This window comes from Pedobacter polysacchareus, assembly GCF_019802255.1.
Classification (GTDB): domain Bacteria; phylum Bacteroidota; class Bacteroidia; order Sphingobacteriales; family Sphingobacteriaceae; genus Pedobacter; species Pedobacter polysacchareus.
This window is the reverse complement of the sequence record NZ_JAHYSS010000006.1, coordinates 121,060-147,625: the sequence shown is the minus strand read 5'-3', so window position 1 is coordinate 147,625 and position 26,566 is coordinate 121,060. Positions and strand designations below refer to the sequence as shown.

Annotated in this window: 21 protein-coding genes; 7 read left to right on the top strand and 14 right to left on the bottom strand. The window is 42.7% G+C overall.

What is annotated here, in order from left to right:
* Window position 1: 1 nt before the first annotated feature.
* From K7X70_RS18090 to K7X70_RS18065, 6 genes are all read right to left on the bottom strand, one after another.
* Entirely contained in the window at window positions 2–433 is a 432-nt protein-coding gene (locus tag K7X70_RS18090; protein WP_222538398.1) for a FixH family protein, read from the bottom strand.
* 4 nt (window positions 434–437) lie between these two features.
* Entirely contained in the window at window positions 438–1,838 is a 1,401-nt protein-coding gene (ccoG, locus tag K7X70_RS18085; RefSeq protein ID WP_222538397.1) for a cytochrome c oxidase accessory protein CcoG, read from the bottom strand.
* A gap of 1 nt (window position 1,839) precedes the next feature.
* Complete coding sequence (locus tag K7X70_RS18080) at window positions 1,840–2,634, bottom strand: cbb3-type cytochrome c oxidase N-terminal domain-containing protein (protein WP_222538396.1); 795 nt, start codon at window positions 2,632–2,634, stop codon at window positions 1,840–1,842.
* A 180-nt stretch (window positions 2,635–2,814) separates the two neighbouring features.
* Complete coding sequence (gene ccoN / locus K7X70_RS18075; RefSeq protein WP_222538395.1) at window positions 2,815–4,926, bottom strand: cytochrome-c oxidase, cbb3-type subunit I; 2,112 nt, start codon at window positions 4,924–4,926, stop codon at window positions 2,815–2,817.
* A 76-nt stretch (window positions 4,927–5,002) separates the two neighbouring features.
* Window positions 5,003–5,188, bottom strand: coding sequence for a cbb3-type cytochrome oxidase assembly protein CcoS (ccoS, locus tag K7X70_RS18070; protein ID WP_222538394.1), 186 nt, complete (start codon window positions 5,186–5,188; stop codon window positions 5,003–5,005).
* Window positions 5,185–7,584 carry a heavy metal translocating P-type ATPase gene (locus tag K7X70_RS18065; RefSeq protein ID WP_222538393.1) on the bottom strand — a complete coding sequence of 800 codons (2,400 nt, stop codon included), beginning with the start codon at window positions 7,582–7,584 and terminating at the stop codon, window positions 5,185–5,187. The genes ccoS and K7X70_RS18065 overlap by 4 nt, the downstream gene beginning before the upstream one ends.
* Before the next feature lie 209 nt (window positions 7,585–7,793).
* Between K7X70_RS18065 and K7X70_RS18060 the strand changes: the two genes are divergently transcribed.
* The 5 genes from K7X70_RS18060 to K7X70_RS18040 are packed head-to-tail and all read left to right on the top strand — an operon-like array spanning window position 7,794 to window position 16,917.
* Window positions 7,794–9,032: a Pycsar system effector family protein gene (locus K7X70_RS18060; protein ID WP_222538392.1), complete on the top strand. Its 1,239-nt coding sequence runs from the start codon at window positions 7,794–7,796 to the stop codon at window positions 9,030–9,032.
* 6 nt (window positions 9,033–9,038) lie between these two features.
* Entirely contained in the window at window positions 9,039–11,033 is a 1,995-nt protein-coding gene (gene ppk1, locus K7X70_RS18055) for a polyphosphate kinase 1 (RefSeq protein WP_222538391.1), read from the top strand.
* A 17-nt stretch (window positions 11,034–11,050) separates the two neighbouring features.
* A complete protein-coding gene (locus K7X70_RS18050; RefSeq protein WP_222538390.1) occupies window positions 11,051–11,920 on the top strand; it encodes an SdiA-regulated domain-containing protein in 870 nt (289 codons plus the stop codon).
* Window positions 11,921–11,933: 13 nt separating this feature from the next.
* Window positions 11,934–14,294, top strand: a complete 2,361-nt coding sequence (locus K7X70_RS18045) for a GAF domain-containing protein (protein ID WP_222538389.1) — start codon at window positions 11,934–11,936, stop codon at window positions 14,292–14,294.
* Between the two features lie 7 nt (window positions 14,295–14,301).
* On the top strand, window positions 14,302–16,917 hold the full coding sequence (locus tag K7X70_RS18040) for a BamA/TamA family outer membrane protein (RefSeq protein WP_222538388.1): 2,616 nt from the start codon (window positions 14,302–14,304) through the stop codon (window positions 16,915–16,917).
* Between the two features lie 96 nt (window positions 16,918–17,013).
* On the opposite strand, the gene K7X70_RS18035 is transcribed toward K7X70_RS18040, so the two are convergent.
* Window positions 17,014–17,859: a CvfB family protein gene (locus K7X70_RS18035; RefSeq protein WP_222538387.1), complete on the bottom strand. Its 846-nt coding sequence runs from the start codon at window positions 17,857–17,859 to the stop codon at window positions 17,014–17,016.
* Window positions 17,860–17,945: 86 nt separating this feature from the next.
* Here K7X70_RS18035 and K7X70_RS18030 point away from each other — a divergent pair, with 86 nt between their 5' ends.
* A complete protein-coding gene (locus tag K7X70_RS18030; RefSeq protein ID WP_222538386.1) occupies window positions 17,946–18,578 on the top strand; it encodes an ABC transporter ATP-binding protein in 633 nt (210 codons plus the stop codon).
* Window positions 18,572–19,663: a hypothetical protein gene (locus K7X70_RS18025; RefSeq protein ID WP_222538385.1), complete on the top strand. Its 1,092-nt coding sequence runs from the start codon at window positions 18,572–18,574 to the stop codon at window positions 19,661–19,663. Before K7X70_RS18030 ends, K7X70_RS18025 begins: the two co-directional genes overlap by 7 nt.
* A 9-nt stretch (window positions 19,664–19,672) precedes the next feature.
* On the opposite strand, the gene K7X70_RS18020 is transcribed toward K7X70_RS18025, so the two are convergent.
* From K7X70_RS18020 to thiC, 7 genes are read right to left on the bottom strand one after another with little or no spacing between them, the layout of a single operon-like run.
* Entirely contained in the window at window positions 19,673–20,722 is a 1,050-nt protein-coding gene (locus tag K7X70_RS18020; RefSeq protein ID WP_222538384.1) for a HesA/MoeB/ThiF family protein, read from the bottom strand.
* A gap of 4 nt (window positions 20,723–20,726) precedes the next feature.
* The gene (thiH, locus tag K7X70_RS18015) at window positions 20,727–21,839 is read right to left on the bottom strand and encodes a 2-iminoacetate synthase ThiH (RefSeq protein ID WP_222538383.1); all 1,113 of its coding nucleotides are present in this window, start codon (window positions 21,837–21,839) and stop codon (window positions 20,727–20,729) included.
* Window positions 21,829–22,599 (bottom strand): thiazole synthase, encoded by a 771-nt coding sequence (locus tag K7X70_RS18010; RefSeq protein WP_222538382.1) that lies wholly within the window; start codon window positions 22,597–22,599, stop codon window positions 21,829–21,831. The genes thiH and K7X70_RS18010 overlap by 11 nt, the downstream gene beginning before the upstream one ends.
* On the bottom strand, window positions 22,593–23,258 hold the full coding sequence (locus K7X70_RS18005; RefSeq protein WP_222538381.1) for a thiamine phosphate synthase: 666 nt from the start codon (window positions 23,256–23,258) through the stop codon (window positions 22,593–22,595). The genes K7X70_RS18010 and K7X70_RS18005 overlap by 7 nt, the downstream gene beginning before the upstream one ends.
* The gene (locus K7X70_RS18000; RefSeq protein ID WP_222538380.1) at window positions 23,255–24,055 is read right to left on the bottom strand and encodes a hydroxymethylpyrimidine/phosphomethylpyrimidine kinase; all 801 of its coding nucleotides are present in this window, start codon (window positions 24,053–24,055) and stop codon (window positions 23,255–23,257) included. Before K7X70_RS18000 ends, K7X70_RS18005 begins: the two co-directional genes overlap by 4 nt.
* On the bottom strand, window positions 24,037–24,678 hold the full coding sequence (locus K7X70_RS17995; protein WP_222538379.1) for a thiamine phosphate synthase: 642 nt from the start codon (window positions 24,676–24,678) through the stop codon (window positions 24,037–24,039). The genes K7X70_RS18000 and K7X70_RS17995 overlap by 19 nt, the downstream gene beginning before the upstream one ends.
* The gene (gene thiC / locus K7X70_RS17990) at window positions 24,679–26,562 is read right to left on the bottom strand and encodes a phosphomethylpyrimidine synthase ThiC (protein ID WP_222538378.1); all 1,884 of its coding nucleotides are present in this window, start codon (window positions 26,560–26,562) and stop codon (window positions 24,679–24,681) included. It abuts the gene before it with no gap.
* Window positions 26,563–26,566: the final 4 nt, after the last annotated feature.

Genomic DNA, 26,566 nt, shown 5'->3' with positions numbered 1-26,566 from the left:
CTCATTCTACCATGACCTCCTGCTCATCCATATAGGATTTACCTGCACTATTCCATTTGATGATCAGTTTCCAGCGGCCTTTAGCAATCCCTGTTAAAGGAATTGCAGCGCGGTACTGCTCATCTGTATTGATTTGAATCATTTTATCCATTCGTTTATCTGCCGTGCGGACCAGGCTCACTTTGCCTTCAGCAGGGGCTTTAAAAGTCAGGACAATCGCTTCGGTACCTACCTGTATCTCAGGTTTGGCATGGTCGGTTTTTACCTGTTCTTTCAGCTGGTATTCTTTGTCGTAAGCCAGTCCCTTCTCATAGTAATCATTGTCTACCAGCGCATCGGGAGCGCTGTTAAACATCTTTACCGCAAGGATGATGATAAAACTCATAAAGCAAGCCATACCAATCACCAATTTCGTTCCCCAGTTCCATTTCATTTCTTTAATCATTAAGCGGTGCGATGAAGGTCGTTTCAAAAGTATCTACCACCTTGCCATCTGACACCAGTTTAAAACCAATATCTGATTTGTATGTTTTTAATTTTCTTTGCGGCATAATGACAAAAAACGTCAATTTTGCCACACCACCATAAGCAATGGTGTCTTGTTTTTGGATGTACTGAATTTTTACCTCTGGATCATCCGGTACAATTTCAAATTTCAGTGATTTGCTGGTCTTGTTGATCAGCTCCGCATTGAATAAATTGCTCACCGCATTTTCTTTATCCCTCATTTGATACAAAGTTCCACTGGCACGCAGGATGGTGGTTTTAACGGCTGTTCTTGTGATCAAAAGATAGGAGAGTACGCCGATCAGCAATGCCAGAACAGCAGCATAGCCATATACCCTTTTGTTCAGTTTAAAAGGCTGTTTCGTTTTGATCTCATCCTCTGATTTGAAGCCAATTAAGCGGGTTGGGCGCTCAATTTTTTCCATCACCATGTCACAGGCATCAATACAGGCCGTGCAGTTGACGCATTCCATCTGTGTCCCGTTTCTGATGTCTATTCCAGTAGGGCAAACCTGTACGCAAAGCTTGCAGTCTATGCAGTCTCCGCCAGTGTTTACCGCTCCTTTTACCCGTTTTTCACGAGGCTCCCCACGTTCGTAATCATAAGCCACAATGATGCTCTGGTTGTCCAGTAATACCCCTTGTAAACGTCCATAAGGGCAAACTACCGTACACACCAGTTCTCTCACTCTGGAAAAAACGAGGTAAAAAACAAAGGTAAATACACAGATTGAAATGAATCCGCTCCAATGCTGGGATACCGGTTCTGTAATGATTTTGATCAGGCTATCTGAGCTGATTAAATAGGAGAGAAAGATGTTGGCAATGAAAAAGGAAATCAATAGATAAAGGAAATGCTTGAATCCTTTTTTGAAAAACTTCTCGCTGGTTAGCGGGCCATCATCCAGCTTTTTCCGTTTATTAGCGTCGCCTTCTATCCAGATTTCTATTTTCCTGAATACCATCTCCAGGAAAATCGTTTGAGGACAGGCCCATCCGCAGAATACCCGGCCAAAAACCACTGTAAACAAGACGATAAACACCATAAAGGTGAGTATAGCCAATACAAATAAGTAGAAATCCTGGGGCCAGAAAATTACCCCAAAGAATACAAACTTCCGCTCTAAAACATTAAGCAGCACCAATTGCTCCCCATTTAATTTAATAAATGGGGCGGCAAATAGTAAGGTCAGGAAAAAATAGCTGACCACCGAGCGGTACTGATATAACTTACCTTTAATGACTTTCGGATAGAGCCATTTACGGCGCTGTCCGTCGTCGGTTAAAGTGGAGATCTGATCTCTGAAGTGACTTGGGCTTTGTGATGACATGTTAATCTTTTTTGCCCTGTGGTGCTTTCGCGCCAGCAGGATTGCTTCCTTGTATAGAAAGGATATAATTGGTAATGTCTGAGATTTGCTGGGCATTCATAGATTTCTCCCAGGCCACCATTCCTTTTTCAGGAACACCATATTTGATGGTCTTGAAAATGTCCTTTGGTGTACCGCCGTGCAGCCAGTACTCATCTGTTAAATTGGGACCTACACCACCCTCTGCATGTTCTCCATGACAAGGGGTACAAACCGTTTTAAACAACGCAGCTCCCTTTTGGATCACTGCCGGATCGTCACTTTTCTCCATGTTGTTCTCATTGATTTTCGGACCTCCTGAGCCAGGTTTTTGCAGGAATGCAATGCGATCTGCTTCCGCCTGACGGAGTTCTATCGCATATTCTTCTTCCTGTAATTTGCCCCAGCCAAATACGTGGTAGTTGAGCATATAGCCGATGGCAAAAATGATTGTCCCATAAAATAGTACCATAAACCAGGCAGGAGTAGGGTTATCCAGTTCCGCAATGCCATCAAATTTATGCTCCATCATGATGTCTTTCTCTTCAGAGATTGGCCTCAATCCCATTAACTTAGTCCAGAAAGAAGGTTTATCGGCGGCTTCAGCAGCACGTCGCTCTTCTTCCAGCCAGTATTTTTTCCTTTCTTCTTCAGAAGCGAATCGGGTAGGATGCAGGGTTTCCTTCACGTAGATTTTGATGACTTTCAAAACCAGCAGGGAAACCACCAGCATGATCACTGCGGTGATGAATAGGGCCCAAATTAGTAAATTAGTCATTGTACATCGTCTTTTAAAGGTAACTCACTCATATATTTTATTTCCTCTTTTTTCATAGTCAGCAAGAGTATGCCGACCAGGATAAAAAAGAGCAGGAATATGCCAAGGGAGGTGATTAAATACACCTGGCTTCCATCTACTTGATCTAAAAATTGCTTAAACATAGTGTTGTTGTTTAGGTTATTGTGCTTTAATGTCCATTCCCAGACGTTGCAGATAGGCAATCAGCGCAATGATTTCTTTATCATCTTTTACTTTGATGTTGTTTTGTTTCAGGTCTGCAGCAATCGCTTTGGCCTGTTTGTCCAGGTCGCGGTTCGCTTTATGCTCATAACCTTCTTCATAAGGAACACCTAAAGTGCGCATCGCATTGATCTTGCTGATGGTAGTGGTGGTATCCAGTTGCTGAGTGATCAGCCATTCGTAAGGAGGCATGATACTTCCCGGCGACATCGTTTGTGGATCCAGCATGTGGTTAAAATGCCATGCATTACCATATTTACCACCCTCACGCTGTAAGTCAGGCCCTGTACGTTTTGAACCCCATAAATGTGGGTGGTCGTACACAAATTCTCCTGCTTTACTGTATTCGCCATATCTTTCTGTTTCAGAGCGGAATGGACGAATCATTTGAGAGTGACAGCTCACACAACCTTCACGGATGTATAAATCACGTCCCTGTAATTCCAGCGGGCTATAAGGCTGTACACTGGTAATGGTTGGAATGTTCGACTTGATCGTAAACGTCGGCATCATCTCTATCATACCACCAATCAGGATGACAATTAAGGAAAGTACCATGAAAACCATTGGTTTACGTTCCAGCACCCTGTGGAATTTTTTCTCAGATCCCTGAGGAACATAGTCTTTTGGCAATGGCATCGCCTCTGCAGGCTCATCCGCCAATAATTTACCTAAACGAACAGTTCTGATTAAGTTATAAGTCATCACGATCACACCAATCAGGTACAACGCACCACCTATAGCCCTAAGCACATACATTGGAAGGATTTGGATCACGGTTTCCAGGAAATTAGGATAACGTAATAAGCCATCTTCTGTAAATTCTTTCCACATCAATCCCTGTGTGAAACCAGCGAAGTATAAAGGAACCGCATAGAAAATGATCCCTAATGTTCCAATCCAGAAGTGGAAAGAAACCAGTTTTTTAGAGTATAGTTCTGTTCTGTAGATTCTTGGAATCAACCAATACAAAATACCGAAGGTTAAGAAACCATTCCAGCCTAATGCACCAACGTGTACGTGTGCTACTATCCAGTCGGTATAGTGGGCAATGGCATTGATCTGTTTTAAAGCAAGCATTGGTCCTTCAAAGGTGGCCATACCATAAGCGGTAATCCCGACAACCATGAATTTCAGTCTGGAATCTTCCCTTACTTTATCCCATGCACCACGAAGGGTAAGCAATCCATTGATCATCCCTCCCCAGCTTGGGGCAATCAACATAATGGAGAAGGCAACCCCTAATGATTGTGCCCAGCTCGGTAAAGACGTATATAATAAATGGTGTGGCCCAGCCCAGATGTAAATGAAAATTAATGACCAGAAATGGAGAATACTCAGTTTATAAGAATAAACCGGACGATTTGCCATCTTAGGTAGGAAATAATACATCATTCCCAGGTAAGGAGTGGTTAAAAAGAAAGCCACCGCATTGTGTCCGTACCACCATTGTACCAGCGCATCCTGTACACCTGCGTATAAATAGTAACTTTTAAACGCTGATATCGGCAGCTGGAAAGAGTTAACAATGTGTAAAACTGCAACGGTGACGAAAGTTGCAATGTAGAACCAAATGGCCACATACATGTGTTTCTCTCTTCTTTTGATAATGGTTCCAAACATGTTGATCCCAAATACAACCCAGATTAATGTAATGGCAATATCTATCGGCCATTCCAGCTCCGCATATTCATGGGAGGACGTGAATCCTAAAGGAAGGGTGATGACCGCAGAAATGATGATCAGCTGCCAGCCCCAGAAGTGTATTTTACTGAGGACATCGCTGAACATCCTCGCTTTGAGGAGTCGTTGCAAAGAGTAATAAACACCCATAAAGATTGCATTCCCTACGAAAGCAAAGATTACTGCGTTAGTGTGTAGTGGCCTGATGCGGCCGAAAGTCGTGTACTGGGAGCCCATATTTAATGCAGGTTTGAAGAGCTGCATGGCAATGAGCAATCCGACCGTCATTCCGATGATGCCCCATATAATGGTGGCTACTGCGAAGTTCCTGACGATCTTGTTGTCGTAGTAAAATTTTTCAGTCATGTTAAAAATTGGATTGCTTGTTTATGGATGTAAAATTAGGTCGGTGTGCTTAGGTACAGAATGACATCAATTGTGGCTATACGTGATCTTCATCACTTTTTATCTCCTCTTTTTTCTGTTGAACGTCATCATCAAACAGAATTCTGATGGCAGGGGTATACGTGTCGTCATTCTGACCCGTTTTACTTGCCCAGAAAAATGCCGCAAGAAAGATCAATGCCAATAAAATACTAAAGCCGATCAAGAGGTAGAGGATGTTCATAAGAGCTGATTTTTTTTAGCGTACAGTCGGACTGCAATGCTGGTGAACAGAATAATAGTGATGGTGCTAATGGGCATCAATACCGCTGCAATCAGTGGAGAAAGCATGCCTTGAACGGCAAAGTAAAGGCCTATTGCATTATAGGTCAAAGAGATGGCAAAGCTGATGTGGATCACCTTTACGGCATCTTTTGCCAGTTTGATAAACATAGGTATCTTTTGAAAACTCGCACCATCGAGAATGGCATCACAGCCTGGTGAGAAATTGTTGATGTTATCCGTCACCGCTATCCCCAGATCGCTTTGTTTCAATGCGCCTGCATCATTCAGTCCGTCACCAAACATGAGGACTTTTCTACGGGAATATTGCAGATTGCGAATGTAATCCAGCTTGTGCTGCGGACTTTGAGCGAAATGCATCTGCTGTGCTCTCGGGAAGAATGGAATCAGGGTTTGCTTGTCCTGGTCCTGATCACCAGATAACAGGTGTAAATCTGCATCTTTACCCAGTTTAAAGATCAGTTCTTTAAATCCATTCCGCCATTGCTGCGTAGAACAGAAGAAGCCAAGGTATCTGTTGTTGATAATAATATGAACTACGGCACCTTGTGCTGGTGTATCCATTTTCAAACCAAGGAAAGAGGCACTGCCCAGTTTCAATTCCTGGCCATTGATCATGCCTGAAATTCCACGGCCTACCTTTTCCATATATTTAACCGCAGTATATTTGGAAGGCCTGTTCAGCCATTTCACCAATTCCCTGCTTAAAGGATGTCCAGAATTCCTCGCCAGGTCATTTACCCATTGTTTTTCTTCTTCGGTAATGTGTCCTTCAAAGGTGAAGCCTGTGTTTTCAGGATTGGTAATCGTACCGGTTTTGTCGAATACAAACGTATTTATGCGCGCCAGTTCTTCTACGACCGCCGTATTTTTAAGGTAAAACTTGTTCTTATCGAAAATGCTCAGTACTGCGGAGAGGGTAAATGGGGAGCTCAAAGCCAAGGCACAAGGGCAGGCAATGATCAGCACCGCGGTAAAAGAGGCCACCGCTTTAGTCGTGTCATTTTGTAACATCCAGTATGCAGCGGCACCAATGGCGATGCTCAGCAATACAATGCTGAAATATTTGCTGGCGCGGTCGGCAAAGGTTCTGATCATGGTTTTCTCGCCGAAAAAAGCCTCGTTGTTCCACAATTGGGTCAGGTAACTTTGTGAAACCGGTTTAACGACCTCCAATTCTATAGCACCTTTTAATTGCCTTCCACCCGCATAAACAACTTCTCCCAATACTTTGTTGACCGGTAAAGATTCGCCGGTGACAAAGCTAAAGTCCATTTCTGCTTCTCCTTTTAAGAGGATGGCATCTGCCGGAATAATTTCATTGCTGCGGATCAGAATCCTGTTGCCAACTTTTAATTCATTCAGCGGGAGTGGCCTTTCTTTATCCTCCTCAATCAAAGTGACGGCAACGGGGAAATATGAACGATAATCTCTTTCGAAGGATAGATGGTGATAAGTGTGGTGCTGCATCCATTTTCCAATCAGCAGGAAGAAAACAAGCCCACAGAGGGTGTCTACAAAACCAGCCCCGGTATTGCCCACAATTTCCACTATGGAGCGGATAAACATGACGGCAATTCCTAAAGCCAATGGAAAATCAAGGTTTAAAATGCCATTTCTAAGGTTGGTCCAGGCGGAGGTAAAATAATCTCGCCCACTATAGCATACGACAGGTATCGCAAATGCCAGATTTAACCAGCCAAAAAAGGTTTTGAATTCTTGTTCCAGGTCGCTCAGTCCGAAGTAATCCGGGAAGCTCAGTAGCATCACGTTGCCAAAGCAAAAACCAGCTACCGCAATTTTGCGGATCAGGTGGCCCTCCGAATGGTCTGACTGCTGTTTTTTTACCACATCCTGTAAGCTGATGAGGGGCTCATAACCAATAGAGGCCAGAATTTCTATCAGTTTACGCAATGATAATTCCTGGTTTTTGAAGGTAATGACCACCTGTTTCTTTAAGAAATCAATCCTGGATTGAATGATGGCAGGATTGATCTGATGCAGGTGCTCGAGCAGCCAGATACAGGAGCTGCAGTGGATGGCTGGAATATAAAGCGTGATGACGCTCATCTTCTCATCCGTATAATCCACTAATTTCGCAGCAATTGCTGCTTCATCCAGGTATTCAAAATGAGTATGCTTGTTTTTTTGTGTTTGTCCAGGTACATCGTTGTACGCGTAGTAGTTACCCAGGTTGTGATTAGAGAGCAATTGATAGACGCCTTTGCAGCCCAGACAGCAGAAAGACTTGCTGTCCAGCAGGTAGGGCGTTTTTGGAAGATCATCACCGCAATGGTAACATTGGGTGTCCTGGGCTATGTTTTTTTGTAGGATCATAGGGGCAAATTGATGTGTTCAAAGTTCAGCCTTCCCCCCAAGTATAAATATGATGCTCATCACTTTCGACCCTGATATAAATCAGAAAAACCTTCGTAATGACATCTTTTAAACTTTCTATTAAATATGAGAATTAAAACTCTCATATTTATATCTTCAACCACAAATAGGACAAATTGTTTTATTATTGAAAAACAAAAATACACTTCATGAATTATAGGGAAATATTAGATCAGTTAAGACTACACGTAGCCAGCATTTTTCAGGCAAAAACCGACTCGAGATTGATCTACCATAACTTAAATCATACGGAACAAGTAGTCGAAAACGCCATCAAAATTGCTAATCATTACCAGCTTTCAGATGAGGATTTCTTTATCGTTACTTCTGCCAGTTGGTTTCATGATCTGGGATATTTCTTTGATTGTGCACATCATGAGGCTAGTGGAGCAGGTCTTGCCGCTGAATTCTTAAAAGAAAAGGGACTCAGCGAGGAGATCAGTACTAAAATTGTGAACTGTATCATGGCCACCAAAATGCCTCAGCAGCCAAATGGACTGCTGGAACAGATTGTTTGTGATGCCGATTTGTATCATTTGGGCAGTGATTCTTTTAAGGAAAGAAATAAACTGATGCGTAAGGAAGCGGAAGCTTTCTGTGCCAGGGCACTGGATAAAGATGAATGGAGATTAAAAACGATACAATTGTTTAAAAATCACCATTACCACACTACTTATTGTCAGAACCTGCTGAATGCGAAAAAAGCAGAAAACCTGGAAGCGCTGGAAAGTAAAGCAGCAGCAGCAAATCATAAAACAACGGATAGCCCTGCGGTGTTAAATACCGGGAATCCCCCGCTGCTAACAGAAAAGAACAACCCATTGGAGATAAAAAAAGAAAAAAAGAAAAAGAGTGACCGTCCCGATAAAGGAATTGAAACCATGTTCAGGATCACTTCTGGAAACCACCAGAGGCTGAGTGATATGGCGGATAATAAGGCGCACATCATGATTTCTACCAATTCTATTATTTTATCGGTCATCCTGAGTATTCTGCTCAGGAAATTGGAAGATAACCCACATTTAATCATTCCGACCTTGATTTTACTCATCATTTGTGTGGTGACAATGGTATTCTCTATTTTGGCAACACGCCCATCTATTCCTAAAGGAGTTTTCACACCGGAAGACATTGCTCAGAAACGCGTGAACCTTTTGTTTTTTGGTAATTTTTATAGAATGTCGCTGCCAGATTATGAAGGCGGAATGCTAAAAATGATGGACGACCGTGAGTTTCTTTATGGCAGTTTAATCCGTGATTTATACGCGCAGGGGGTAGTTCTAGGCCGTAAATACCGTTTATTGAGAATTGCCTATAATGTGTTTATGTTTGGGATTATCGCATCCGTGCTGGCCTTTATTACGGCTTCAGTTCTAGTGACCTTATAACCTGTTATGGAGTCTGCTATTTATTTTAACCGGGATTTAAGCTGGCTAAGTTTCAATGAACGCGTGCTCATGGAAGCAAGCCGGGCAGCAGTACCTATATTGGAAAGAATCCGGTTTCTAGCCATCTATTCTTCTAATCTTGACGAATTTTATCGGGTAAGGATGCCGGTCATGATGTGGGATTATGAGCTGGCTAAGGCGAAGATAGACCAGCAGCAACAGCGTTATGGCGAAATCATCAGTCAGCAGATTCTACCGGCATTGGAAGCTCAGAAGGTATATTGGCTCTACAATCAACCCATTCCAGCGGCAATTTCTGAAAAAGTAACCGAACTGTTTTTTAATGAAGTCCTGGCCTATATTCATTCTGAATGTATTGACCATGGATTGACAGCGTTCTTTGCCGAAAACAACAAGTTGTATCAGGTGGTGATTTTGAGGAACGCTGAGGCGGAAGAGCGCATGGAGCTGATCAGCATTCCTTCTGAAGATCTACAGCGGTTGTATGCAATTCCTGTGGAGGGGGCACAATACGTGGTGTTCTTAGAAGATATCATCAAGCATAACTTAGCCTATTTATTTCCAAATGATGAGATCCAGGGGGCTTTTAACCTTAAAATCACGCGCAATGCGGCTTTGAAAATAGGACAGGACTATTCCGAAGACATCACCATTGCTTTAGAAAAACAGCTCGAAACCCGCGACTTTGGCTTTGCCACCCGTTTTCTTTTTGAGCCAGGAATTCCCTTGAGGAATTTGTACCGGATGATTTATGCATTAAATCTGCAAAAAGCCGCAGTAGTGCAGGGAGGGGCCTATCATAACCTGAAAGACCTCAGTGCTTTTCCTTTAGATGAAAAGCTTTTTGGATACCCTAAATGGCCAGCATCAGCAGCGGTAAAGATTGCGGAAAAGGAAACCTTATTTGACCATATTCTTCATAAAGATATCCTGGTAAACGTACCTTATCAGAACTATGATGCGGTATTGCGTTTCTTCAATGAAGCCTCCAATGATGTGAATGTCACAGAGATTTATGTCACCTTATATAGGGTAGCGCGAAATTCCAGAATTGTAAATGCCTTGATGACTGCCGCGAAAAACGGGAAGAAGGTAGTGGTACTGGTAGAGCTGAAAGCTAGATTTGATGAAGCCAATAACATCAAATGGGCTAAGCAAATGAAAGCCGCAGGGGTGAAGATCATCTATAGCAGTATAGATTTGAAGGTACATGCGAAAGTGGCACTGGTAAAAAGAACCATCAAAGGGGAACATCAATACCTGGGGCTATTAGCCACCGGAAACCTCAATGAAAGTACAGCTAAGTTTTACACCGATCATATTTTACTGACTGCCCATCAGCCGATGCTGCAGGAATTGGAATCCCTGTTTGACTTTTTAAGCAGAAAAGACAAGACCGCGGTACCGGAAGAGCCAGTGGAATTTAACCATTTGCTAGTGGCACAGTTTAATTTGCATCAGCGCTTTCTGGGCTTGATTCAGCGAGAAATCGAGCATGCTCAGCAGGGGTTACCCGCTGGTATTACCCTCAAATTGAACAATCTGGAAGAACAGGTGCTGATTGCCAAGCTATATGAAGCCTCACAGGCGGGGGTGAAAATACAGCTCATCATCCGGGGAATCTGCTGTCTGGTTCCAGGTAAGGAAGGACTCAGTGAAAATATTAGCGTAAGAAGAATTGTAGACCGTTTTCTGGAGCATGGACGGGTTTTTATCTTTGAAAATAATGGCCAGCAAGAAATATATATGGGCTCTGCAGACTGGATGAACCGCAATATCTACAGCAGAATTGAGGTTTGCTTTCCTTTATATGACGTGGATTTGAAACGTCTCATTCAGGAAATTATTACCTTGCAGCTTCAAGATAATGTTCAGGCGGTAAATATTACTGCTGAATTGGAGAATGAAGCAATCAAAGGTTCGCCTGCAATGCGCTCTCAGGAAGCTATTTATCAATTGTTACAAGTGTTGAATGACTAATAAATGGACCCGTTTTTATGAAGAAAATCTATACTAAATTATTATATATCATGCCCCTTGTGGCATTAGTGGCATTTTATGCCTGTAAACCTGTAGCTTCAAAGTTTAGCAGTCCTGCTGGGTATGACCTGGAACATCCAGAGAAATTTAACATGCCTGAAAGCTTGCTGGAAATCTCAGGGATTGCCTTTTATAAAGGTAAATCGGATACCGTTTACTCTATTCAAGATGAAGAAGGCAGCGTTTTCCGCCAAAAATGGGGGGTAAAGCATCAGAAAAATGTGAGTTTTGCCAGTAAAGGAGATTATGAGGATATCGCCATTTTCAATGAAAAGGTATTCGTTTTAAAAAGCAATGGACACCTTTATTCTTTTCCCTTCTCAGAAACAGTAAAAGAAAAAGCTGAACAGGTGAAAGTAAGCAAGAAGTTGGTTCCTAAAGGGGAGTACGAAAGTTTATATGCCGATCCAGAGACTCAAAAAGTGTACGTTTTATGTAAATCCTGCCCGGTAGATAAGAAAAAGAAAACATCCACGGGTTATGTCTTAAACTATGATTTGAAGCTGGATAGCCTAATTCCTGAAAGTACTTTCAGTATTGACCTGGAGCAGATCAAAAAGCTCAATCCGAAGTTGAAAGCAAGTCTTAGCCCTTCAGCATTGACAAAAAATCCGAAGACTAAAGAGTGGTATATACTGGCTTCTGCCAACAAATTATTGGTGATTGCAGATGAAAACTGGAAAATAAAACAAGTAAACCGTTTGAATTCTTCAATCTATAATCAGCCGGAAGGCATAGCTTTTGATAACGATATGAACTTGTATATATCTAATGAAGGAGATGAACTGACCAATGGAAATATCCTTAAGTTTAAAAAGGTAAAATAATAAAATACGAAAAATGCAAGCTATCACGCTGGATTTGAATAATAGTATTACTGGCTTAAGAGAACGCCCTCCATTGGGTGCTGAAATTAAACTGTCTCTACAGCCTTTTATCTCTTTCGTGGAAGAGAAGGCAAATACTGAAAAAACCGCGAAAATTAACTTCTACCATTATATACTTGAACAATTTAAACAATATCCAGAACTGAAAGACCCTATCCCAATAGAGAATGTCCGAAAGTACAATACCTTGTTTGAATTGATTTATACCGCTTTATCGCCGATCATTAATGAAGAGAAAGAACATTTTTGGGCGATCAGTACCCCAATGACGCCTTGTTTTCATTATGGGACAAATGCGTTTTATAATGTGCTGCTGGAGCCTACTACTTGTACCTTAAAAGCCGATCTGTCGCTGCCTTCCTCTATGGAAATGCAAAAAAGCGTACTTTCTGCCTTTTATAATATGGTACTGCATCGTTTTTATAACTTCTCCCTAACAGCAACTGAGTTTACCGTAAACTCTATTGTAGATCCGATAACAAAACTGACTAAATATTATCGCTTAAACGTAGATACCAGGTTTCTGAACATCACTGCTAATGTAGCATTACCAGAATACGACCTGAATATTATGAAGGATTATATCCAGGATGAAACCAATACACTGGATATTTTAACCAAGCTCATTCCCCCTGATATCTTTACCATTGAAGGCATTTCAATTGTGACCTTAACGGATGTAACTGGTGAGTATGCCCTGGAATCCATTAAAAATGTGATGATTGATCACCATGAATCCAAAAATGTGAATTATGGTAAGGAAATCGGTAATGCCTTAAAAGCATTGGCAGGCTCTGATCACCTGGAATTTGGGATGCTGCCTTATTTGAAGCTAAATAATAAACTTTTGATCAATGAGAAATCAGGCTTTCAGAGTATCCTGATCAAATTGGCTGAAGAGGCAGGCTGGAAAGATGAAGACGAGTTTGACTTGATCCAGGATTATCTGAAACAGCCTAGAACCTTGATTTTTCCCGAAATAACGCTGGATGAACAGGATAAATATCCGATGCTCAGCTTGTTATGGGCAAAAGGAATCAAGTCTTATGGCTTGTTCCCATTGTATTACAATGCAAGATTGGTGGGTTGTTTGGAGCTATATACTAAGGAAGCGAGTCATTTTAATGGCAATGCGCTCACTAAAATAGACCTTGCCTTTCCTTTATTGGCACAATTATATCAAAATATCATCACCGATTTCAATCAGGAAATCGCGGAAATCGTAACTGATAAATTCACGGCTTTACAGCCTTCTGTACAGTGGCGTTTTAACGAAGCTGCTTATCATTATCTCCAATCCGGAGGTAAAAAGCGAAATCTACCGGTAGAACAGGTGTTCTTTAAGAATGTACACCCTTTTTATGGTGCAGTAGACATCAGGAATTCCAGCATTCTGCGAAATATGGCAGTCCGTAAGGATTTATATGTGCATTTTGAAATGTTGCAGAAAACCCTGGATACCATTAGGAAAAAGGTCTGCGAATCGTTGGATGATGAACTCCCTAAAAAGTATGAAATCTGGAGCAAATCTAGGTTTGAAGACCTGACAGATCGGGAAATTCTCAAAACAGAAGACTACCTGCAAAGGCAGATTCCTTCTGCTTTGGTACATTTAAAAGAAACGCATCCAGAGCTTAAGCCAATTGTAGATGAGTATTTTGAATGGACAGCTTTGGACGGGAAGAGCTATGAGCATCGTGATAGGTACGAAAAAAGCCTTCAAATGATCAATCTGGCAGTCACCAGGCACCTGGATGTATTTAACAAAGAGATCCAAGCGATTTACCCTTGTTATTTCGAAAAATTCCGTACGGATGGGGTCGAATTCGATATCTATCTGGGTCGATCTATCGCACCAAATACAGATTTTACAGAGGAAATTCTTCATGAATTTAGACTGAAACAACTGAAAGTTCTGGCAGAAGTGGCACAAACGAGTCATAGTTTAGCGCCCTATTTTTCTTTGCCACTGGAAACTACCCAGTTGATTTTCGTCTATGAGAAGGTGATCGATATTAGTTTTAGGATTGATGAGCAACGTTTTGATGTAGAAGGCAGCTATAACATCCGCTACCAGATGGTCAAAAAACGCATCGATAAAGCGCATGTAAAAGACACCACAGAGCGGATTACCCAGCCAGGAAAGATCGCTATCGTCTATTTCAACAGCTGGGAAGCCAAAGAATATACCGGATATATCAAAACGCTTCAGGGAATTGGTCTCTTAAATGATGATCTGGAATATCTTGATATTGAAGAATTGCAAGGAGTGGAGGGCTTAAAGGCCCTCAGAATAGGAGTAACGCTTAAATAAATTCAATATGCGTTTTAAAAAGGAGCTGCAAGCGGCACTAATGATGAATATGGCGCTTGGAGCCATCCCTGCTGTGACTTTCGCACAACAGACATTAAAATCAGACTCTATTACGGTGGCCATCGCCCCTGAATACGATAAAGTAAGTAGTTTTCACCGCTTTTGGCTTGGAGAGAGCTACCGGAAGTTATGGGCAACGCCGGTAACTTTAAGAATCATGGACCTCCAAAAGGAAAAAGGTGGACTAAAAATCATAAAATTAGGTGGTGGTATGCAAACCCGTTCCTTACGTTTGGTAGATCCAACAGGTAAAGAATGGGTGCTGAGAACGGTGCAGAAGTACGCAGACCGGAGTTTGCCGGAAAATCTGAGGGCCACCATCGCCAAAGATATTACTCAGGATCAGGTCTCTACCAACCATCCTTTTGCAGCCTTAATTGTGCCGCCATTGGCTGCCGCGTTGGAATTGCCGCATGCAAAACCGGAGATGGTTTATGTTGCTGATGATCCCGGACTTGGAGCGTATCGTAAAGAATTTGCCAATGCAGCCTATATATTCGAAGAAAGATCCCCTTCAGAGGAGAAAACTGACAATACAGAGAAGGTGCAAAAGAAAATCCAAAAGGACAATGATACCAAAGCAGACCAGAAACTGACGCTTAGGGCACGTTTGCTGGACTTCCTGCTGGGCGATTGGGATAGGCATGAAGACAATTGGCGCTGGGCTGCAGATAAAACCCCAGACGGAACGACCTATACACCGGTACCTCGTGATCGGGATAAAGTGTTCTATAAAACATCCGGCGTTTTCCCCTGGATATTGAATCACCAATGGCTTAAAACCCATTTACAGCCCTATTCTCCAACGATCAGAGAGGTGGAATACTGGAACTTTAACGAAAGGTATTTCGATCGCTACTTCTTAAATGAACTGAATGAAGAAGACTGGAAGGAAGCCGTAAAACTAGTGCAGACGGAAATGACGGACGAATTGATCGCGAAAGCTTTCAGAGAAATGCCTGATCCTATCTTTAAACAATGTGGTGAGGAGCTGATTACCAATTTTACCTCCAGAAGGAATCAATTGGAAGAATTGGCCTTACGTTACTACCGTTTCCTGTCAATTAATGTAGATATTCCTGCTTCTGATAAAACAGAATATTTTGATGTGAAGCAAGAGGAAGATGGCAAAGTTCGCGTCCATATCTTCAATATTAAGAAAGATGGAACTAAAGGCCGCCGCTTTTTTAACCGCAGTTTCGATCCGCTGGTAACGAAGGAAATCCGTTTATTCGGACTAGGTGGAAAGGATGTTTTCGATGTGCATGGAAAAAATGAATCCCCGATTAAGGTAAGAATGGTCGGTGGAGATGAGGTGGATGAGTTTAAAATATCGGAAAATGTGCCTAACAAATCAGGGTTGTTTATCTATGACCGTTCTGATGAGACCAATGTTCTTCCTCCAAAAGGTTATGCGAAGCTAAGGTTAGCCAGAGATTCGGCAGTCAACCAGTTCAATAAAAACGGATTCTTATACGATAGGAAAGGTGTGCTTGTAGATGGGAATTACAATATTGACCAGGGAATCCAGCTTGGAGTAGGTTATATTTTTGAAAAACAAGGCTTCAGAAAGTCGCCTTATGCTTCTAAACAAGAGATCTGGGCACATTACTCTACGGGTAGAAAGTCTTTTATTTTAGACTATACTGGTGATTTTAAAAAGGTAATTGGCAATAACGACCTTAATATTGGGATCAATATGCTGGGCCCAAATAACCTGAGTAACTTCTTTGGTTTAGGAAACAATACAATTTATCAAAAAGATGACCACGATGAAGACCTGCCAAACGGCGAGGATCGGGAAGACGGTATCTCTTATTACCGCAATAGGTACAATTACCTGAACGCCAATATCAAACTAAAAAGAGTCTTAGATCAGTCCTGGACCGTAGAAGGTGGGTTGTTGTTGTCTTATTATACCAGTAGCCGCGAGAAAAACGAAGAGCGCTTTTTGAATGATTATGATGCTTTACACCCAGAAGAGGAAGTGTTTTCTAACCGCTTTTATGTAGGTTTAACTGCTGGCTGGTCTTATGATACCCGTGATAATATCGCGATTCCTACAAAGGGTGTTTTCTGGAAAACCACCCTCTCCGCACAGCAGCGTGTGAATGGTGGCGATGAGCGATATGGCATCCTGAACACGGAATTCCGCTTTTACTGGAACCCAGGAAAATCGGGCCTCGTGATTGCCAACAGAATTGGTGCTGGAACTACAGTAGGAGATCCTGCATTCTTTCAGCACATTCAGCTTGGGGGGGTAAACAGCCTTAGAGGCTTCAATAGCAGACGTTTCACAGGGAAAACAGGCTTGTACCATAACCTGGACCTGAGGTTGAAGCTATTTAATTTCACCTCTTACCTGGTGCCAGGAACAGTGGGAATGATAGCATTTAATGATGTGGGTAGGGTATGGCAGCCAGGAGAATCGAGCAGCAGATGGCATCAGGGCTATGGTGGCGGATTATACGTCATGCCAGGCAATCAATTCCTGATTCAAGGCACATTGGGCTTCTCTAAAGAAGCAACCATGCCTTATTTCTCTGTTGGTTTTAACTTCTAATTAGCGAATGATCTGTAGGGAAAATATACAGCGCTAAAAATAGAAAAGCCGGTTATTTATATAAATAACCGGCTTTTCTATGCACTGTAACTATTGTTAATCTGCTTCTTCGTCTACGAATAACTTGATTTCGTGGTCAGAGATCGTGATTAAACGGTCTTTGTATAAACCGCCAATTACTTTTTTGAAAGCACTTTTGCTAATTTTAAAACGGTCGTAAATGTCATCAGGAGCACTTTTGTCACCTAAATGAACTACACCGCCACAGGCTTTTAATTCATCAAGGATGACGTCTTTGTTCTCTAGGATGTGGCCGTAACCCATTGGCTGTAAGCTCAAATCGATTTTACCTTCTACACGGATCTTTTTGATCCATCCTTTTCTGATTTCTCCTGGGGATAACTGGTCAAAAAGCTCATTGGTATAGAGTAAACCAATGTATTTATTGTCTACAATGGCATTGTACCCTAAATCAGAACGGTCAATGATTAATAAACTCACTTCATCGCCTTCTTCCAGGTCGATGTCCTGATCTTCAACATAATTGGTTAAGCGAGAAGAGGCTACCATACGGTCATTACTCTCGTCCAGGTACACATAAACCACATGGTTATCTCCTTTAAACATGGGGCGTTTCTGCTCACGTTGAGGAACATAGATGTCTTTATCGATGCCAAGATTCATGAAAACACCATCTTCACCATCATCAACAACGGTCAGGTAAGCGAAATCACCTACACAAGCGAAAGGTCTTTTGGTGGTTCCCATCAATCGGCCATCTTTGTGCATATATACGAAAACGTTGATGTTCTCTCCGATTTCGATGTTTTTAGGGACATCTACATAAGGTAAAAGTACTTCTTTATCACCTTCCGTTAAGATGAGGCCGTTTTCGGTTTTATTTATAATTCTTAGATCGTTATATCTTCCTATTTCTATCATTTTCTTGCAGGCATTTTTGCAAAGGTAGCGATATAGGCAGTAACATATCCATGATACGTACATCTAAATGCAAAAAATAAACGAAGTTGATCAAACTAGCCTTACACCATATCGATAAAAAGTACGGGAGCCATGCCATCTTTTCTTTTGAGAAATGGGAGCTGGATCAGGGTGTCTACTGGATTAAAGGCGGAAATGGTACCGGTAAGACCACGCTATTTAAAATGATTTCCGGACAAACTCCTTTCGAAGGCAGCTTGATTTTAAATGACATTGGCCTTAAAAATCAGCCGGTTGCGTATAGGTCGATGATCAGTTATGCGGAGGCGGAGCCTCAATATCCTTCCTTTATCACCGGAAATGAATTGCTCAATTACCATGTCGATGTTCGTCAGGCAAATCCTGAAGCCTCCATGTCCCTGATCGCAGCTTTAGGGATGAGTAGTTTTATGGACCATAAGGTAGGCAGTTATTCCAGTGGAATGCTTAAAAAACTATCTTTAATCTGTGCATTTGTAGGAGAGGTGCAGCTTTATATACTCGATGAACCCTTGATTACCATTGATACAGCCGCTGCGCAGGTACTCTATCAACTGATTCGTACTTACCAGGAGAAAGGCTGTTCCTTTTTGCTTTCCTCTCACCAGGAGTTGGAAATGAATCATTTGCCTATAAAACAAGTGTTTCAAATTGTAGACCGTCGGATCCAATCATGCTAAAACTGCTTTTAAAAACCTTAATTAAAGAGTTCTATGCGGCACATGCCGATCTTTTTCTCTTTGGTTTTTATTTGGCTTTTGGTGTGGTAGAAGCCTCACAGTTGCTGAGCTACCATAAAACATTAATGCTTATGGTGTATGCTTCGCCCTTTATCCTGGCTTCAGTATGCTGTTTTTGGGCGCTCTATCTCCTCAAATGTCTGTTTTTCATCAGAAAACAAATGAAGCTGGAGCAATATCATTTCTTAAGGCTGCTGGCGACTACAGTAAAAAAAAGACAATTCATATTATGGTTCCAGGTATATGCGGTACTATTATTGCCAATACTTTTTTATGTGCTGCCTTTAATTTATGTTGGACTGGCTGAAAAGGCCTTTGCAGCTGTTTTAATCATCATCAGCGTGATGGTTTTGTTATTAACTGCCGTATCCGGGTATATGTTCCGGGTCATTAATTATAGCCATGTTCCAGTCAAGGTTTATTTTGTCTTCCCTTGCCCCCAATTGAAGAAACCTTACTGGACATGGCCTTTATACTACCTCCTTACGGAGCAGACACTCATGCTATTTTTGAGTAAAATTCTGTCCTTTACGATGTTTACAGTAGTGATGTGGATGTTCAATGATGTCTCGAAAGACCTGAGGGTGGCCTTGATTGGTATATTGGCCGCAGTGCTGGCACATAGTATGCTGATCCAGGTGATGCTCAAACAGGAAACAGATCAGTTGTCCTTTAGCAGAAGTTTGCCCATCAGGTTAATTACGCGAATGGGACATACGCTGCTCGTGTTTCTGGTTCTTTTTATTCCCGAAATCTTATTTTACCTGCTGAAATCTGATGGGCAGTTCTGGCCATTTATAGTCGGACTAGGCTTTGGTGTAGCTGGATTGATGAGCTTAAGAATGGTGTTGTACTGGATCAAATTAGACCTGGACCGCTACTTCAAATGGCTGCTGGCTTTCTTCTTTGTCAGCATGTTTGTGATCCTGTCAGGCTATGCTGTTCCTTACAGTCTGTTGCTATTAGCTAGCTATTGTCTTTATTTTTTCTTCTGCTATTATCGGACAGACCTTAAGGAAATATAAACTTTAGGTCTATTGCTTTAACAGGCTGATAACGAACAGTTCCTCTGTTCTTTTTGGACCTACGATTTTAGTGGCCATCCTGCTCTTTGCACCGGAAGTACAGCAAAATACCAGTCTGCTTTGAAAAGGAAGTTCGTCAATTCTAGCTTCAAGATCGTACAGTGAAATGTGAATCCCACCGATATTTTTTTCCTCGAATTCAAAGGCTTCCCGAACGTCTATCAAGCAATACTCCACCTTGTTTTCTTCCCATTCCAATAGTTCTTTTGGAAAGATTTCCTCGTATACGATGGATTTCTTCTGATTGGGCTTAGGGACCTGGTTGTCTGGGCTGACCCGGTTTTCTGGTTGAATGTTATAGAGCTGCATATCATTATTTAGTGCATTGAAGATAAGGAGTTTTCCGGAAAGACCATCGCCAAAACCACAAATCACTTTTATGGCTTCATTGGCCATCATGCTGCCAATGATTCCCGGTAAGGGGCCAATTACGCCACTTTCTCCACAATTTGGACTGTCCTGAATGCCGGGAGCTTCCGGATAGCAATTCCGATAATTGGGGCCTCCCTGATAATTGAATACAGAAACCTGCCCTTCAAAGCGAAAAATAGAGCCAAAAACCAATGGTTTTCCTAAGGAAACGCAGGTATCATTGACCAGGTAACGCGTTGGGAAATTGTCTGAACCATCAATGATCAGGTCATAGTCTGCTAGGGATTGGGCTGCATTTTCCGGCGAGATATGGAAAGGAAAAGCCTGCAGCTGCAGTGTTGGGTTTAGTAAGTTTAGTCGCTCCACAGCAGTTGTAGCCTTGTTTTTTCCTATATCTTGCTGCTGAAAAATAACCTGTCTGTGGAGATTGCTTTCTTCCACCCAATCCCCGTCCATTACCCCAATTTTGCCGATACCTGCCCCGGCAAGGTAGAATAGGAGGGGACAGCCCAATCCACCGGCACCAATGATCAACACCGAGCTTTTCTGTAGTTTTTGCTGTCCATCCAGGCCCAGTTCTTCCAGTAGTATTTGCCTGTGGTATCTTTTAAGTCTTTCGTTTTCCATGGGTTTATTTCATTAAGCTCAAGTCCCAATCCTTCCATACGGCCTCATAGCCTTGTTTATGAATCATTTCGGCGATTTCAGGAGCGGTTCTTTCATCAGATATTTCGAATTGTTCTAAGGATTGCGGCTCCACCGCATAGCCGCCGGGATTGGTTTTTGAACCTGCGCTGATAGAGGTGATGCCAAGTTTGATGATGTGATTGCGGAAGCTGACCGATTCCCGGGTAGAGATCGACAGTTCTACTGATTCATTAAATAGACGGTAGGCGCAGATGAGTTGTACCAGCTCGCGATCATTCATCGCTACCTTAGGCTCTAATCCACCACTAAATGGCCTTAATCTAGGAAAAGAGATGCTGTATTTACTTTGCCAGTACTTCTTTTCCAGGTAATCCAGATGGAGTGCGGTAAAGAAAGAGTCTGTTCTCCAATCTTCCAATCCAATCAGTACACCCAATCCCATTTTATGGATTCCTGCTTCGCCCAGACGGTCTGGGGTGTCCAGACGGTACTGAAAATTGGATTTTTTGCCTTTTGGATGGTGTTTTTTGTAATCTTCCTCATGGTAAGTTTCCTGATAAACCAGTACGGTGTTGAGTCCGTAAGGGGTCAGCTCCTGATAATCGCTCAGGTCTAAAGGCTGCACTTCCATAGAAATATGTGCGAAATGAGGACGGATCAGCTCTAATACCTTTTTAAAGTAATCGGTATGAACGGTTTGATTGGCCTCGCCGGTCACCAATAACACATGCTGGTAGCCCATTTCCTTAATAACAGCCACTTCTTCCATGATTTCCATAGGGCTCAGTGTTTTACGTTTCACCTTATTGTCATAGCTGAAACCACAATAAGTGCAGATGTTATTGCATTCATTACTCAGGTAAAGCGGTACATACATCTGTATGGTATTGCCAAATCGCTTCAAAGTAAGCTCCTGACTCAATTTTGCCATGCTTTCCAGGTAAGGAGCCGCCGCAGGCGAGATTAGGGCTTTAAAGTCCTCCAATGTTCTTTTTGAAGCATTTAAAGCTTGTTCTACCTCTATTGAAGTCTTTGCATAGATACTTCTGCTGGTCTCTTCCCAGCTTTGGTTTTGGAAAATTTCGTTAAATCTCATCTTCAAGAAAAGCCGTTAGTGGACTGCTGGCAACAGCCTGTGAATTAACCTGACCTAATTTGGCGAGGTAGGCCATTCTACCTGCTGCTACAGCGATTTTAAAAGCCTCAGCCATCAATACCGGATTTCCGGAAACAGCGATTGCGGTATTGACCAGTACTGCATCTGCTCCAATTTCCATGGCTTTTGCAGCGTCAGAAGGGGAGCCTATTCCGGCATCTATCACTACTGGTACCTGGCTTTGACTAATGATGATTTCCAGGAAGTCTATGGTTTTTAAGCCCTTGTTGCTGCCTATAGGGGCGCCTAATGGCATGACGGCGGCCGTTCCTACTTCTTCTAGTCTTTTACAGAGAACAGGGTCTGCATGGATATAAGGCAGTACGATAAAACCCAGTTTAGCCAGTTCTTCTGTAGCCTTTAAGGTTTCAATCGGGTCTGGCATCAGGTATTTTGGATCTGGGTGGATTTCCAGTTTAATCCAATTGGTTTCCAGGGCTTCCCTGGCCATTTGGGCAGCAAAAACAGCTTCTTTAGCATTTCTAACCCCGGAAGTATTAGGAAGCAGGTGGAGCTGTGGGTGATGAAGGTGCTTCAATAGATTCTCTGCAGGATGGTTTAGATCTACGCGCTTGAGGGCTACTGTAACCAGCTCTGATCCTGAGGCCAGTAAAGCGGCTTCCATGATGGCGCTGGAGCTGAATTTTCCAGTTCCTGTAAACAGTCGGGAATGGAAGGTTTTGTCTGCTATTTTTAACATGATTCGCTGGGGTTTAAGAGGTGAGAGGAGGGCTGGTTTTGGAGCTCCTGATATAGCTGTTTGATGAGCAGATCAATGTCTGGTTTATTGGTTAAAACACCGGAAAGTGCGAGTCCGTAAATACCAGTTTTCAGCAGTGCCGGAAGGTCTTCAGGAGTAATGCCGCCAATGGCAATTACCGGGATGTTGATGTGGGCATTTCTTACCTGTTCCATGATTTTTTTATAGCCTTCCAGTCCTAAAATCGGACTGAGGTTCTGCTTTGTGCTCGTAAAACGGAAGGGGCCTAGTCCAATGTAATTTGCACCTGCTGTAACGGCGTTTTGCAAGTCTTCGAAAGTATTTGCTGTAGCGCCAATTATTTTATTGCTACCTATTAATAATCTGGTGTTTACGATGCTTATATCATTTTTTCCTACATGTGTTCCATGGGCCTCTGAAGCCTTGGATACCAAAGGAAAATCATTGATGATTAATTTGCTTGCAAATTTTTTGCAGAGGTCATTTGCAGCTTTAGCCAGGTTTAAAACCTCGTTTTCGGGCTTATTTTTTACGCGCAGCTGAATCCATTTTCCACCGGCATGTAATACCTGTTCGATGGCTTCCAGATGGCTGATTTCAGCGTTGGATTGGGAGATGTAATGTAGTCTGTCGATCATAAGTTATGGTAGCCTAAAAGGCTGGTGTTACTGTTTAAAAAATTCTCGATATACTGCTTGCCAAATCGACAAGATTTTTGAAGGGAATGACCCAAAGCAAGCTGGGCAGTAATGGCAGAAGACAGGACACATCCGGACCCGTGTTTTGGGTAAACAACCGGACTTCCGGAATGGAATTCCAGTCTTTCATTTTTGTGGAACAGATAGTCGGTGCCCGGCGTTAATGGGTGGTGCCCTCCTTTGAGTAAAACCGCGCAGTCCAGCGACCAGCTCAGGCATTGCTGTTCTACTGTTTTTACATCTTTTTGATCCTCTTGATCAGCGCCAATGAGGGCTTGTATTTCCAAGTAATTGGGCGTAATCAAATACAGGCGTTTTAAGACGTTTTTAAAAATAACCGAGTCAGATGCCCAATCGTGGAAACTATATCCAGCACTGGCCTTTAAAATGGGATCCAGGACGATTTTAATCTTCGGATCGAATGAGTTCAAGTAATTGCAAACTGCGGATAGAGTTTCCAGATCTTTGATCAATCCGATTTTAACGGCCTGTACCGGGAATTTTTCAAGCAATGGTTTGAGCTGTGCAAGGATTTGCTCCTTTTCCAGCCAATCATTTTTCAGGAACTCGGTATCGGTCTGCACGGTCAGCGCAGTACACACACCAAATCCGTACACGCCATGTGTTTCAAAACATTTCATATCGGAGAGCAGTCCGGCCCCGGCACTAGGGTCGAAGCCAGCAATGCTGATCACGTAAGGTCTGTCTATCGATGGCACTATGCTGTGGTTTGACATGCTTGTTTTATTTTTTTAAAATTTGGTATGGCCTGTTCCGGCGCATTCCAAAGTGCCCCTAAAACTGCTGCCCCATCAAAATTCATTTGCTGCAGCTGACTGATTTTTGAAGCGGTAACCCCACCCAAAGCAATTACCTTTGTCATGGATGGGGGCAGGTTTTTAACCTCTTGCTGCGGCTTTTTCGGATCAGCAATCTGGTGCAGATTAAAACCTGCTGGAATCATTCCTGGGTAGTCTTTCTTGGAGATGCTTTGAAAAACAGGACCAAAAAATGTGTATTTAAAATTATGCAAATCAGTTAGATGAGTTGTTGAATGTATAGAGGTGCTTAAAGTGATTTCTGGTTTCATTGTGAAATCACCATGTCTCCCCTCTAGCCGTTCCTTTTCTTTAAAATGAAGTCTGTGGAGGTCAAAATCAACAGCAAGCTCATGAAACTGGTGCAAGGCAATACGCTCCAGGTAACAAGGATTAATTTCTCTTAGCAGTACCTCATGAGCCCGCCTGTCTGACGCCTCTTTTCTGAGGTGGAAGCGCTGCATGCCCAAGTCAAACAGTTCGTTGATCAGCTGCGCTTCCCCCTTAAAAAAGCTGGGTTTTGAAATGACAATCAGTTCCACTTATAAATAAATTTCACTTCCTTTTGCTGTAAACTCTTTAGATTTTTCAGCCATTCCCTGATTTAAAGCTTCGGATTCTTCCAGGCCTTGCTTAGCGGCATAGTCCCTCACATCCTGTGTAATTTTCATAGAGCAGAAGTTCGGGCCGCACATCGAGCAGAAGTGTGCGATTTTAGCACCATCCGCAGGAAGGGTTTCGTCATGAAACTCTTTTGCGGTATCTGGATCCAGGGAAAGGTTAAACTGATCTTCCCATCTGAATTCAAATCTTGCCTTGCTCAAAGCATTGTCCCGGTATTGTGCGCCAGGGTGTCCTTTGGCTAAATCTGCAGCATGAGCTGCGATCTTGTAGGTGATCACGCCATCCTTCACATCTTTTTTGTTCGGCAAACCCAGGTGTTCTTTTGGCGTCACATAGCAAAGCATCGCAGTGCCGAACCAGCCGATCATTGCTGCACCTATAGCAGAGGTGATGTGGTCGTAGCCAGGGGCGATGTCTGTAGTCAATGGACCTAAAGTGTAGAACGGTGCCTCAGAACAATGTTCCAGTTGTTTCTCCATGTTTTCTTTGATCAGGTGCATGGGTACGTGACCAGGGCCTTCGATAATGGTTTGGATGTCGTGCTTCCAGGCGATTTTTGTCAATTCTCCTAAAGTTTCCAATTCTGAAAACTGCGCTTCATCATTTGCATCGGCAATACAGCCCGGACGTAAACCATCTCCTAGAGAGAAGGCCACATCATAGGCTTTCATGATTTCACAGATTTCTTCAAAATGAGTATATAAGAAACTTTCTCTATGGTGAGCCAGACACCATTTTGCCATGATCGAACCACCACGGGAAACAATTCCGGTCACTCTTTTTGCGGTTAAAGGAATGTAGCGAAGCAGTACACCTGCATGGATGGTGAAATAATCCACGCCTTGCTCTGCCTGTTCAATCAGTGTATCTCTGAAAATTTCCCAGGTCAGGTCTTCGGCTTTGCCATTTACTTTTTCTAAAGCCTGATAAATCGGAACCGTTCCAATTGGTACGGGGGAATTACGGATGATCCATTCGCGGGTTTCATGAATGTTTTTTCCGGTACTCAGGTCCATAATCGTATCTGCGCCCCATCTGCAAGCCCATACGGCCTTTTCTACTTCTTCTTCGATAGAAGAGGTCACTGCAGAGTTTCCGATGTTGGCATTGATCTTAACGAGGAAATTCCGGCCAATAATCATTGGTTCTAATTCCGGGTGATTGATGTTAGAAGGGATCACGGCTCTGCCGGAAGCCACTTCAGACCTGACAAATTCCGGGGTGATGTATCCTTTTGGTGTATTTGCGCCAAAACTATGACCTTGATGCTGGTGTGCCATGACGCCATATTGTGCACCAAGCTGTTCATTCAAAAGGTCAATCCTTTGATTTTCGCGGATGGCGATGTATTCCATTTCGGCAGTGATGATTCCTTTTTTCGCGTAATGCATTTGAGACACATTCATGCCTTTTTTTGCGCGGTAGGGTTTGTTCAAATGGGAAAAGCGGAGGTTGTCTAGTTTCCCGTCTGCCAGTCGCTCCTGACCATAATCAGAAGAAATCTGATCCAGCTGATCTACGTCTGCTCTTCCGGTGATCCAGGTTTCCCGAAGTCTTGGTAAACCTTTTTTGACGTCAATTTCTGCATTCGGATCAGTGTAAGGACCGCTGGTGTCATAAATCGTTACCGGTGGGTTGACCTTTGTGGCGCCAAAACCATTGTGGATTTTAGTCTCACTTAACGTGATTTCACGCATCGCTACCTGGATGTCATGAAGCTGTCCTGGAACAAAGATTTTTTTGGAGGCCGGAAAAGGAGTGCGGCTGATGACTTGCTCGTCTGGAGTCTTTTCGTGTTTCATATTT